A 12737-nucleotide genomic window follows, 5' to 3' on the forward strand; every position below is an offset into this window, starting at 1 on the left:
GACCAGATCGGGGTCAGCCAAGTCCATCTTGTTCAGGAACACGACCAGCGCCGGCACGCCAACCTGGCGGGCAAGCAGGATGTGCTCGCGGGTCTGCGGCATCGGGCCGTCAGCGGCGGAGCAGACCAGGATCGCGCCGTCCATCTGGGCAGCACCGGTGATCATGTTCTTCACATAGTCGGCGTGGCCGGGGCAGTCCACGTGGGCGTAGTGGCGGTTGGCGGTCTCATACTCGACGTGAGCGGTCGAGATGGTGATGCCGCGGGCGCGCTCTTCCGGCGCCTTGTCGATCTGGTCGTAGGCGGTGAAGGTCGCGCCACCAGCCTTGGCCAGCACCTTGGTGATGGCGGCGGTCAGCGAGGTCTTGCCATGATCGACGTGGCCGATCGTGCCAATGTTAACGTGCGGCTTGGTGCGCTCAAATTTAGCTTTGGCCATTTAACTGCTCCGTGTGCAGGCTAAAAACAGTAACGTTCAGTCAGATTACCACCGGTAGTGGCTGAAAGCCTTGTTGGCTTCGGCCATACGGTGAGTGTCTTCGCGCTTTTTCACCGCAGAGCCGCGGTTATTCACCGCATCCTGCAGCTCGTTCGACAGACGCTCTTCCATCGTATGCTCCCCACGCTTGCGCGCGGAGTCGATGATCCAGCGAATCGCCAGCGCCTGACGGCGCTCGGTGCGAACTTCAACGGGAACCTGATAGGTCGCACCGCCAACGCGGCGGGAGCGAACCTCGATGGCCGGCTTCACGTTGTCCAACGCTTCGTGGAACAAGCGCACCGGGTCGGCATTCGCCCCGCCGCGCTTCTTCAGCACGTCCAGCGCACCGTAGACAATGCTCTCGGCCACAGATTTTTTGCCGTCATGCATCAACACATTCATGAAACGGCTGATCACGACATCGCCGAACTTGGCGTCCGGCAGAACTTCACGCTTAATCGCGCGGCGGCGACGGCTCATCTCAATCTCTCCTTACTTCGGACGCTTCGCGCCGTAGAGCGAGCGGCGCTTGCGGCGCTTCGGCAGGCCCTGCGTATCCAGCACGCCGCGCAGAATATGATAACGCACGCCGGGAAGGTCTTTCACGCGGCCGCCGCGGATCAGCACAACCGAGTGCTCCTGCAGGTTATGCCCTTCACCGGGAATATAGCTCACCACCTCGAAGCCATTGGTCAGACGCACCTTGGCGACCTTACGAAGCGCCGAGTTCGGCTTCTTCGGTGTGGTCGTGTAGACGCGCGTGCAAACGCCGCGCTTTTGGGGGCAGCCCTCAAGGGCAGGCACCTTATTCCGCTTCGGCGCCGGCTCACGGCCTTTGGCGATCAACTGATTAATGGTCGGCATATCTCATCCTGCTTCGTGTGTATCCCGGTGGCACCTTCGCCTCGGCTCCGAGTCATCCATACAAAAAAACCTCCACAAGGCGGTACCCCACCTTACGGAATGTCCCTCCAGCACGCGGCCTAGGTACAGGAAATTTCCCTGCACGGCGCCGCACGCGCCAGATTGTATAGACGACCCGCGCCAGAGATTCTGGAACCGCGAGAGCGCCTTCCTTAGGACCCACCCACCCGCAAGTCAAGCGTTTCCGCCGCTTCAGGACAGCAGAAAATTGCAGATTGGCAGAATCCTCATGGCAGATCTCTGGAATCAAACGGATACCTGCCCGAATCAAAACGGCGCCCTTGAAGGGCGCCGTTCCGACTCGTTTAAACATAAGGAGAATCTTACTCCGCGGCGATTTCCGGCTTGGAAATCGCCGGACGCTGGCCACCCAGCGCCTGACGGTCCCGCCCGGCGGCGATGGCCCGCAGCCGGTTCATCACCGCACCGGTACCGGCGGGGATCAGGCGGCCGACGATCACGTTCTCCTTCAGGCCCGTCAGCGCGTCGATCTTGCCGGCGGTGGCAGCCTCGGTCAGCACGCGAGTCGTCTCCTGGAAGGAGGCGGCAGAGATGAAGCTCTGCGTCTGCAGGCTGGCCTTGGTGATGCCCTGAAGCACCGGCAGGGCCACGGCCTTGCGCTCGTCTTCCGCCAGCTTGCCGTTCTCCTGGTCGAACTCCACGCGGTCCACCAGCTCGCCGATCAGGAAGGTCGTATCGCCCGGCTCCACGACTTCCACCTTCTGCAGCATCTGGCGGACGATCACTTCAATATGCTTGTCGTTGATCTTCACGCCCTGCAGACGATAAACGTCCTGGATTTCGTTCACGAGGTAGTCGGACAGCGCCTCGACGCCCAGCACGCGCAGAATGTCGTGCGGCACGCGCGGGCCGTCCACCAGCGGGTCGCCCTTGCGGACGTAGTCGCCCTCCTGCACGGAGACGTGCTTGCCCTTCGGAACCAGGTACTCGGTCTCCTCGCCGGTCTCGTCGCTCTTCACGATGACGCGGCGCTTCGCCTTGTAGTCCTTGCCGAATTCCACGCGGCCGTCGATCTCCGCGATGATCGCGTGATCCTTCGGCCGGCGCGCCTCGAACAGCTCCGCCACGCGCGGCAGACCGCCGGTGATGTCGCGGGTCTTCGAGCCCTCGCGCGGGATGCGCGCCAGCACGTCGCCATCCGCCACCGTCGCACCCGCTTCCACCGAGAGGATGGAGTCCGGCGCCAGGAAGTAGCGGGCCTCGGTGCCGTTGGCCAGGCGCAGGATCTCGCCCTTCTCGTCCTTCAGCAGCAGGCGCGGGCGCAGATCGGCGCCGCGGGCGGACTGCTTGTAGTCCACCACCACCTTGGAGGTCAGGCCCGTCACCTCGTCGGTACGCTCGACCAGGGTGATACCCTCGATGAGGTCGGCGTATTCGACGATACCGGCACGCTCGGTGATGATCGGCAGGGTGTACGGATCCCACTCCGCCAGCTTCTGGCCGCGGGCGACATCCGCACCCTCGTCCACCAACAGGCGCGCGCCGTACGGCACGCGGAAGCGGGCGCGCTCGCGCTTGGCGGCGTCGGTGATGATGATTTCGCAGTTGCGGCTCATCACCACGGGCACGCCCTGGGAGTTGGTCACCACGTTGCGGTTGCGAACAGCCACCACGCCGTCATGGCTGGCTTCCACGTTGGACTGCTCGGCGCCACGCTGCGCCGCGCCGCCAATGTGGAAGGTACGCATGGTCAGCTGCGTGCCCGGCTCGCCGATCGACTGCGCCGCGATGACGCCCACGGCCTCGCCGACATTCACCGGCGTGCCGCGCGCGAGGTCGCGCCCGTAGCACTTGCCGCAGACGGCGATCTTGGTGTCGCAGGTCAGCACGGAACGGATCTTCACGAACTCGACGCCGGACTTCTCGATGAGCTCGGCCTGCGGCTCCTCGATCAGCGTATTCGCCGGTACGATCACCTCGCCAGTGACCAGGTCGACGACATCCGCGGCGGCGGTACGGCCCAGCACGCGCTCGGCGAGGCTGGAGACGATCTCGCCGCCATCGCGCACCGCGCTCACGGTCAGGCCGCGCTCGGTGCCGCAATCATCCTCGATGATGATGCAGTCCTGCGCCACGTCGACGAGTCGGCGGGTCAGGTAACCGGAGTTCGCGGTCTTCAACGCCGTGTCGGCCAGACCCTTGCGGGCGCCGTGGGTGGAGTTGAAGTAGTCGAGAACCGAGAGGCCTTCCTTGAAGTTCGCGATGATCGGCTGCTCGATGATCTCGCCGGACGGCTTGGCCATCAGACCGCGCATGCCGGCCAGCTGGGACATCTGCGCCGCCGAACCACGGGCACCGGAGTGGCTCATCATCCACACCGAGTTGGTCGGCCGGCCGATCTCCTGCTTGGAGATCTCCTTCATCATCGCCGTGGCCACGAGGTCCTTACAACGCGACCAGGCGTCGACGACCTTGTTGTAGCGCTCGCCAGCGGTGATCAGACCATCCTGGTACTGCTGCTCGAACTCGCGCACCTCGGCCTGGGTCTTGCCAACCAGCTCGGCCTTGGAGCCGGGGATGCGCATGTCGTCCTTGCCGAAGGAGATGCCGGCCTTCGCCGCGTGGCGGAAGCCCAGCCCCATCATCCGGTCGCAGAAGATCACCGCCTCCTTCTGACCGCAATGGCGGTAGACGAGGTCGATCACGTCCTGCACGTTCTTCTTGGTCAGCATCTTGTTGACCACGGCGAACGGCACGTTCGGGTTCAGCGGCAGGAGCTGGCCGATCAGCATACGGCCCGGCGTGGTCACCACGATGGCGGTCTTGACGTTGCCGTCGTGGTCGATCGTCTTCACGCGCCCGCGGATCTTGTCGTGCAGCTTGATGGCATCGGCCGAGAGGGCGAACTCGAGTTCACCCACCGTGCCGAAGGCCTTCGCCTCCTCGTCCTTGGTCGCCAGGAATTCCGGCGTCTCCAGGGAGAGGTAGTACAGGCCCAGCACGATATCCTGGCTCGGCACGATGATCGGCTTGCCGTTGGCGGGGCTGAGGATGTTGTTGGTGGACATCATCAGCACGCGGCCTTCCAGCTGCGCCTCGATGGAGAGCGGCACGTGCACCGCCATCTGGTCGCCGTCGAAGTCCGCGTTGAAGGCGGTGCAGACCAGCGGGTGCAGCTGGATCGCCTTGCCCTCGATCAGCACCGGCTCGAACGCCTGGATGCCCAGGCGGTGCAGGGTCGGCGCGCGGTTCAGCATCACGGGATGCTCGCGGATCACCTCTTCGAGGATATCCCAAACCTCCGGACGCTCCTTCTCCACCATGCGCTTGGCAGCCTTGATGGTGGTGGCCAGGCCGTATTTCTCCAGCTTGGCGTAGATGAAGGGCTTGAACAGCTCCAGCGCCATCTTCTTCGGCAGGCCGCACTGGTGCAGCTTCAGCTCCGGGCCCACCACGATGACCGAACGGCCCGAGTAGTCCACGCGCTTGCCGAGCAGGTTCTGGCGGAAGCGGCCCTGCTTGCCCTTCAGCATGTCGGAGAGCGACTTCAGCGGGCGCTTGTTGGTGCCGGTGATGGCGCGGCCGCGGCGGCCGTTATCGAACAGCGCGTCCACCGCCTCCTGCAGCATGCGCTTCTCGTTGCGCACGATGATGTCTGGCGCGCGCAGCTCCATCAGCCGCTTCAGGCGGTTGTTGCGGTTTATCACGCGGCGGTACAGGTCGTTCAGGTCGGAGGTGGCGAAGCGCCCGCCATCCAGCGGCACCAGCGGGCGCAGCTCGGGCGGGATCACCGGGATCACGTCCAGCACCATCCACTCCGGATGCGTGCCGGAGTCGAGGAAGTTCTCGAGCAGCTTCAGGCGCTTGACCAGCTTCTTGCGCTTGGTCTCGCTGTTGGTCTCCTTCAGCTCGGCGCGCATGGTGGCGCGGTCCTCGGCGAGGTCGATGCTGGTCAGGATGACCTTGATCGCCTCGGCGCCGATGCCGGCACGGAACCCGTCCTCGCCGAACTCGTCCTGCTTGTTGTAGAGCTCGTCTTCCGAGATCAGCTGGTGCAGCTTGAGGTCCGTCGTACCCGGCTCGAGCACGATGTAGCTCTCGAAGTACAGGACCTTCTCGACGTCTTTGAGCGTCATATCCAGCATCGTCGCGATGCGGCTCGGCAGGGACTTCAGGAACCAGATATGCGCGACCGGCGAGGCCAGCTCGATATGGCCCATGCGCTCGCGGCGCACCTTGGCCAGCGTCACTTCCACGCCGCACTTCTCGCAGATGATGCCGCGGAACTTCATGCGCTTGTACTTGCCGCACAGGCACTCGTAGTCCTTGATCGGCCCGAAGATGCGGGCGCAGAACAGGCCGTCGCGCTCGGGCTTGAAGGTACGGTAGTTGATCGTCTCCGGCTTCTTGATCTCGCCATAAGACCAGCTGCGGATCTGCTCCGGCGAGGCGATCTGGATCTTCATCCGGTCGAAAGACGTGGCCTGCCCCGGCTGGCCCAGAATCTTCATCAAGTCACTCATCTGCGTCATCCTTGCAAAGCCAGGCAGGAGGCCATGCCCCCGCCCGGCAAAATGAAGTTTAGGTGGCGTCCTGTTCCAGATCGACGTTCAGGCCGAGGGACTTCAGTTCCTTCAGCAGCACGTTGAAGCTTTCGGGAATGCCAGCCTCGAAATTGTCCTGCTCGCGCACAATGGCCTCGTAGACCTTGGTACGGCCGGACACGTCGTCGGACTTCACCGTCAGCATTTCCTGCAGCGTGTACGCGGCGCCATAGGCTTCCAGCGCCCACACTTCCATTTCGCCGAAGCGCTGGCCACCGAACTGCGCCTTGCCGCCCAGCGGCTGCTGGGTAACGAGAGAGTACGGGCCGATGGAACGGGCGTGGATCTTGTCGTCGACCAAGTGGTGCAGCTTGAGCATGTACATGTAGCCCACGGTCACCTTGCGCTCGAACTGCTCGCCAGTGCGGCCGTCGATGAGGGTGGACTGGCCGGAAACATCCAGCCCGGCCTTCGCCAGCATCGCCTCGATATCCGGGATGCGCGCGCCATCGAAGACCGGCGTTGCGATCGGCACGCCCTTCTTGATGTTGCTGCACAGCTCGATCAGCGCCGCGTCATCCATGTCGGCAATCTGCTCGTCATAGATTTCGTCGCCGTAGGCGTCCTTGAGCCGCGCTAGCAGTTCCATCTTCGCCTCGCCAGTCCGGCGGTATTCTTCAACCACCGCGTTGATCTGCTTGCCAAGATTGGCGCAAGCCCAGGCCAGATGCACCTCGAGGATCTGCCCCACGTTCATGCGCGAGGGCACGCCCAGCGGGTTCAGCACGAGGTCAACCGTGGTGCCATCCTCAAGGAACGGCATGTCCTCCACCGGCACAACGCGCGAGACCACACCCTTGTTGCCGTGACGGCCGGCCATCTTGTCGCCCGGCTGCAGCTTGCGCTTCACCGCCACGAACACCTTGACCATCTTCATCACGCCGGGGAGCAGCTCGTCGCCGCGCTGCAGCTTCTCGACCTTGCTCTCGAACCGCTCCTGCAGGCGCTTCACGGCGGCATCGAACTCGCGTTTCAGCGTCTCGATATGCGCCACCACGGCGTCGTCCTGCACCACGATGTTGCGCCACGCGCCGCGCGCAAGCTCGGCCAGCACCGCTTCGGTGATCTCCGTGCCGGCCTTGACGCCCTTGGAGCCCGAGGCGGCAACCTGGCCCAGCAGCGACTCGCGCAGCCGGTTCAGGAAGGAGCGCTCCTGAATCGCCTTCTCGTCGTCGCGGTCCTTGGCCAGACGCTCGATCTCGGCGCGCTCGATCGCCAGCGCGCGCTCGTCCTTGTCCACGCCGCGGCGGTTGAACACGCGCACATCGACGATGGTGCCGACCGTACCCGGGGGCAGGCGCAGCGAGGTGTCGCGCACGTCGGAAGCCTTCTCGCCGAAGATGGCGCGCAGCAGCTTCTCTTCCGGAGTCATCGGGCTTTCGCCCTTCGGCGTCACCTTGCCGACGAGAATATCGCCCGGGTTCACCTCGGCGCCGATATACACGATGCCCGCCTCGTCGAGGTTGCGCAGCGCTTCCTCACCCACGTTCGGGATGTCGCGGGTGATCTCTTCCTGGCCGAGCTTGGTGTCGCGGGCCATGACCTCGAACTCCTCGATATGGATCGAGGTGAACACGTCATCGCGGGCGATACGCTCGGAGATCAGGATGGAGTCTTCGAAGTTGTAGCCGTTCCAGGGCATGAAGGCGCAAAGCGCGTTGCGGCCCAGCGCCAGCTCGCCCAGCTCGGTGGACGGGCCGTCGGCGATAATATCCCCGGCGGCGACCCTGTCGCCGACTTTAACCAAGGGCCGCTGGTTGATGCAGGTGCTCTGGTTGGAGCGCATGTACTTGTGCAGGCGGTAGATATCGACGCCCATGGTCGTGCCGTCCTCGGCGGTGGCGCGCACCACGATGCGGGCGCCGTCGATCTGGTCGATGATGCCGGCGCGCTTGGCGACGATGGTGGCGCCCGAGTCGCGCGCCACGGCGGCTTCCATGCCGGTGCCGACAATCGGCGCGTCGGACTGCACCAGCGGCACGGCCTGACGCTGCATGTTCGAGCCCATCAGCGCGCGGTTGGCGTCGTCGTTCTCAAGGAAGGGAATGAGCGCGGCGGCGACCGAAACCAGCTGCTTCGGCGACACGTCGATGGCGGTGACTTCCTCGGGCTTGACCAGAAGGAAGTCGCCGCTGCGGCGCACGGAGACGAGGTCGTCAGTGAACTTGCCACCCTCATCCTTCTTCGCGTCGGCCTGGGCCACCGTCAGGCGCTCTTCTTCCATGGCGGAGAGGTACTTCCACGAGGGCTGCACCACGCCATCCTTCACCAGCTGGTACGGGGTCTCGATGAAGCCGTACTTGTTCACCTTGGCGTAGGTGGCGAGGCTGTTGATCAGACCGATGTTCGGGCCTTCCGGCGTCTCAATCGGGCAGATGCGGCCGTAATGCGTCGGATGCACGTCGCGCACCTCGAAGCCGGCGCGCTCGCGGGTCAGGCCGCCCGGCCCGAGGGCGGAGAGGCGGCGCTTATGCGTCACTTCCGAGAGCGGGTTGGTCTGGTCCATGAACTGGCTGAGCTGCGACGAGCCGAAGAACTCGCGCACCGCGGCCGCCGCCGGCTTGGCGTTGATCAGGTCGTGCGGCATCACACTGTCGATGTCCACCGAGCCCATGCGCTCGCGGATCGCGCGCTCCATGCGCAGCAGGCCGACGCGGTACTGGTTCTCCATCAGCTCGCCAACCGAACGCACGCGGCGGTTGCCGAGATTGTCGATGTCGTCGATCGCGCCGCGGCCGTCCTTCAGCTCGCACATGATCTTGATGGTGCGCAGGATGTCATCCTTGCGCAGCACGCGCACGGTGTCCGGCACGTCCACGCCCAGGCGCATGTTCATCTTCACGCGGCCCACGGCGGAGAGGTCGTAGCGGTCGGCGTCGAAGAACAGGCCCTTGAACAGAGCTTCCGCGGTCTCGCTGGTCGGCGGCTCGCCGGGGCGCATCACGCGGTAGATGTCGATCAGCGCATCTTCGCGGTTGTTGTTCTTGTCGGCCGCCAGGGTGTTGCGGATCCACGGGCCGTTGGCCTGGTCGATCGCCAGCGTCGGCAGGGAATCGATGCCCTTGTCCTCCAGCTGAGCCAGCTTCTGCTCGGTCAGCTCCTCGCCGGCCTCGGCGAAGATCTCGCCGGTCTCGGGGTCGAACAGGTCCTCGGCCACGAAGCGGCCGACCATGTCCCCGCGCGCCACCAGCACGCTCTTGGTCTTCTCGGCGATCTTGCGCACCGCGCGGGCGGTCAGCTTCTCCTCGGCCTTGGCCACGACCTCGCCGGTCTCGGCATCGACCAGATCCTCGATCAGCTTGAGGTTGCGGAACGCCTCGACCTCGAAGGGGCGCGCCCACTGGCCCTTGTTAACGGTGTACACCACCTGGCCGTAGAAGACGTTGAGCATCTCCTCGGCGTCCATGCCCTTGATCTCGCTGATCTCGACCGCCTCGCCCTTGGCGGCGCGGGCCTCGATCAGCTTCTCGGTGGCCAGGCTCGGCAGCGCGTAGAGCAGCGTCGTCACCGGCAGCTTGCGCTTGCGGTCGATGCGCACATACACGAGGTCCTTGGCGTCGAACTCGAAGTCCAGCCAGGAGCCGCGATACGGGATCACGCGCGCGGTGAACAGGTACTTGCCGGAGGAATGGGTCTTGCCGCGGTCGTGGTCGAAGAACACGCCCGGGCTGCGGTGCATCTGCGAGACGATCACGCGCTCGGTGCCGTTCACCACGAAGGTGCCGTTATCGGTCATCAGCGGCATGTCGCCCATGTACACGGGCTGCTCTTTGATATCGCGGATGGAGCGGGCGCCGGTGTCCTCGTCCACATCCCAGACGATCAGGCGCAGGATCACCTTCAGCGGGGCGGCATAGGTCATGCCGCGCTGGATGCACTCCTCGACATCGTATTTCGGCTCTTCCAGCTCGTAATAGACGAACTCAAGCCGGCCGCGGCCAGCGAAATCGTCGATCGGGAAGACCGATTTGAAAACTTCCTGAAGTCCGGAATGCGTGCGCGCATCCGCCTTCGTGTGCATCTGCAGGAAAGAATCGTAGCTGGCGCGCTGCACATCGATAAGATTTGGCATCGGCGCGACTTCGGGGATGCGGCCAAAGCTCTTACGAATACGCTTACGGTTGGTAAAAGATCCCTTACCCAAACCACCACTGATCGCGTTCATCGCATCACCCTCGTAAATAATTTCCAGCGTCGTCGTACAAAAACGGGTGGCAGGCGATCACCCAGGGGTAATCGCCTGCCCTTTAGGCGTATACGCGCCGCGGCGATGAAGCCACGGCGGGGAGCAAATTACTTGACTTCGACAGTCGCGCCCTGCTCTTCCAGCGTCTTCTTGATCGCGGCAGCCTCGTCCTTGGTCGCGTTTTCCTTGACCGTCTTCGGGGCGCCCTCAACCAGGTCCTTGGCTTCCTTGAGGCCCAGGCCGGTGATGGTGCGGATTTCCTTGATCACGTTGATCTTCTTGTCGCCAGCGTTGGCGAGGATCACGGTGAACTCGGTCTGCTCTTCAGCCGGGGCGGCAGCGGCAGCGGCCGGGCCGGCAGCGGCGGCAACAGCTACCGGAGCGGCGGCGGAAACGCCCCACTTCTCTTCGAGCAGCTTGGAGAGCTCAGCGGCCTCCAGGACGGTCAGCTTCGACAGCTCTTCAACGAGCGCGTTCAGGTCAGCCATTTTTCAATCTTTCGTATAAGTAGACTTTGGTTGGTTCAAAGCAAGGGCGGCACCACGCTGCCCCGCCAATTTCATGCGACAAGAGTCTGAAGCGTTATCAGGCCGCTTCGCTCTTCTGGGAGTCGGCATACGCCGCGAAGACCCGGGCAAGCTGGCCAGCCGGCGCCTGCAGCACGCCCGCAACCTTGGTCGCCGGGGCATTGATAAGCCCCAGGATCTTGGCGCGCAGCGCGTCGAGCGACGGCAGCTCGGACAGTGCCTTAACGCCATTGGCGTCGAGCACCTGGCTCCCGAGGGAGCCACCGAGCAGCACAAACTTGTCATTGGTCTTGGCGAAGTCGACAGCAGCCTTTGCCACCGCCACCGGGTCATGCGACCAGGCAAGCGCGGTGGGCCCCTTCAGGAGCGGGCCAATGCCATCGAACCGGGTCCCATCGAGCGCAAGCAGGGCCAGACGATTCTTCGCAACCTTGAAGCTAGCGCCAGCCTCGCGCATCTTGCGGCGCAGCGCAGTGACCTCGGCAACCGTCATCCCCGCATTGCGGGTGACAACGACCATCGACGTCTCGGCGAACACCGAAGACAGCTCAGCGACGAATTCACGCTTCTCTATGCGATCCACATCCGTCTCCAACTTGCGGCGATAAGCGGGGCAAGCCCCACATACCGCCAGGTTACCCAAGATGCCGGGACCATCCCGGACATCTTTCGCCTGTCCTTACGCTAGAACCACCAAAGCCCTGCCGTTACGCAAAGTCTTTGGCACCTCTCTACCGAATGCGGGGAAACCCCCATCAAACCTCGCGGTACATACGGTCTCGGACAGGTCGGGGCGCGTTACCGCACCCCTGCCCGTGGCGGCCGGAGCCGCCACGTATCTCTTAGAAAAACTTAGGCGACGGTGGTGACATCCACGCGGATGCCGGGACCCATCGTCGAGGACAGCGCCACCTTCTGCAGGTAGGTGCCCTTCGCGCCGGTCGGCTTGGCCTTCTGCACGGCGTCGATCAGCGCCTTGGCGTTCTCGACCAGCTTCCCGTCGTCAAAGCTCGCCTTGCCGATACCGGCATGGATGATACCAGCCTTCTCGGCGCGGAACTCAACCTGGCCGGACTTGGCAGCGGTCACCGCGCCCTTCACGTCCATGGTCACAGTGCCGAGCTTCGGGTTCGGCATCAGGCCGCGCGGGCCCAGGATCTTACCCAGCTTACCAACCAGGCCCATCATGTCCGGGGTGGCGATGCAGCGGTCGAACTGGATGTCGCCAGCCTGCACCTTCTCGGCCAAGTCATCGGCGCCCACCACGTCGGCACCGGCGGCCAGAGCTTCCTCGGCCTTGGCGCCGCGGGCGAACACGCCCACGCGCAGGGTCTTGCCCGTGCCGTTCGGCAGGGAGATCAGGCCGCGGACCATCTGGTCGGCGTGGCGCGGGTCGATGCCCAGGTTCAGCGCGATCTCGATGGTTTCGTCGAACTTCGCCTTGGCGTTGGCCTTGGCCAGAGTCACGGCCTCGGTCAGCGGGTACAGCTTGGAGTGGTCAACATTGGCGCGGGCAGCAGCCAAACGCTTGTCATGTGCCATGTGTTAGCCCTCCACCACAGTCACGCCCATGGAACGGGCAGAGCCAGCAAGCATGCGCACAGCCGCATCCTCGTCATTGGCGTTCATATGCTTCATCTTGATCTTGGCGATCTCGCGCAGCTGCTCGATCGTCACCTTGCCGACGGCCGCACCCTTGCCGGGGGTCGTCGTGCCTTTGTCGATCTTCGCCGCCTTCTTCAGGAAGTAGGTGTTCGGCGGGGTCTTCATGATGAAGGAGAAGGTACGGTCACCGAAGGCAGTGATCACGACCGGCACCGGCATGCCGGGCTCCATGCCCTGCGTCGCGGCGTTGAATTCCTTGACGAACTGCATGATGTTCAGGCCGCGCTGACCGAGCGCCGGGCCAACCGGCGGCGACGGGTTCGCCTTGCCTGCAGGAATCTGCAGCTTGATATAGCCTACAACCTTCTTTGCCATCTCTGGCTCCTATCCTTTGGCACACGCCAATGGACCGCGGTACATCCGGCTGGGCGAACCAACGCCCAAACCTCC

9 protein-coding genes are annotated in these 12737 nt (G+C 64.0%); all 9 read right to left on the reverse strand.

Going from position 1 to position 12737, the window contains the following annotated elements:
- Positions 1-438 (reverse strand): GTP-binding protein (locus tag ACLPJJ_RS09780; RefSeq protein ID WP_443590788.1); only part of this gene is annotated, 438 nt, incomplete at its 3' end.
- Positions 439-483: 45 nt separating this feature from the next.
- Positions 484-960 carry a 30S ribosomal protein S7 gene (rpsG, locus tag ACLPJJ_RS09785; RefSeq protein WP_443590789.1) on the reverse strand — a complete coding sequence of 159 codons (477 nt, stop codon included), beginning with the start codon at positions 958-960 and terminating at the stop codon, positions 484-486.
- 12 nt (positions 961-972) lie between these two features.
- Positions 973-1344, reverse strand: a complete 372-nt coding sequence (gene rpsL, locus ACLPJJ_RS09790; RefSeq protein WP_183265836.1) for a 30S ribosomal protein S12 — start codon at positions 1342-1344, stop codon at positions 973-975.
- A 383-nt stretch (positions 1345-1727) separates the two neighbouring features.
- A complete protein-coding gene (gene rpoC, locus ACLPJJ_RS09795) occupies positions 1728-5888 on the reverse strand; it encodes a DNA-directed RNA polymerase subunit beta' (RefSeq protein WP_443590790.1) in 4161 nt (1386 codons plus the stop codon).
- 58 nt (positions 5889-5946) lie between these two features.
- Positions 5947-10134, reverse strand: a complete 4188-nt coding sequence (rpoB, locus tag ACLPJJ_RS09800; RefSeq protein WP_443590791.1) for a DNA-directed RNA polymerase subunit beta — start codon at positions 10132-10134, stop codon at positions 5947-5949.
- Positions 10135-10262: 128 nt separating this feature from the next.
- On the reverse strand, positions 10263-10643 hold the full coding sequence (rplL, locus tag ACLPJJ_RS09805; protein WP_443590792.1) for a 50S ribosomal protein L7/L12: 381 nt from the start codon (positions 10641-10643) through the stop codon (positions 10263-10265).
- Between the two features lie 97 nt (positions 10644-10740).
- Positions 10741-11265, reverse strand: a complete 525-nt coding sequence (gene rplJ, locus ACLPJJ_RS09810; RefSeq protein ID WP_443590793.1) for a 50S ribosomal protein L10 — start codon at positions 11263-11265, stop codon at positions 10741-10743.
- 269 nt (positions 11266-11534) lie between these two features.
- Positions 11535-12224 (reverse strand): 50S ribosomal protein L1, encoded by a 690-nt coding sequence (rplA, locus tag ACLPJJ_RS09815; RefSeq protein WP_443590794.1) that lies wholly within the window; start codon positions 12222-12224, stop codon positions 11535-11537.
- A 3-nt stretch (positions 12225-12227) separates the two neighbouring features.
- Positions 12228-12662, reverse strand: a complete 435-nt coding sequence (rplK, locus tag ACLPJJ_RS09820; RefSeq protein ID WP_443590795.1) for a 50S ribosomal protein L11 — start codon at positions 12660-12662, stop codon at positions 12228-12230.
- Between the last annotated feature and the right edge of the window lie 75 nt (positions 12663-12737).

The sequence above is a fragment of the Acidocella sp. genome (genome assembly GCF_052326845.1).
Lineage (GTDB): Bacteria > Pseudomonadota > Alphaproteobacteria > Acetobacterales > Acetobacteraceae > Acidocella.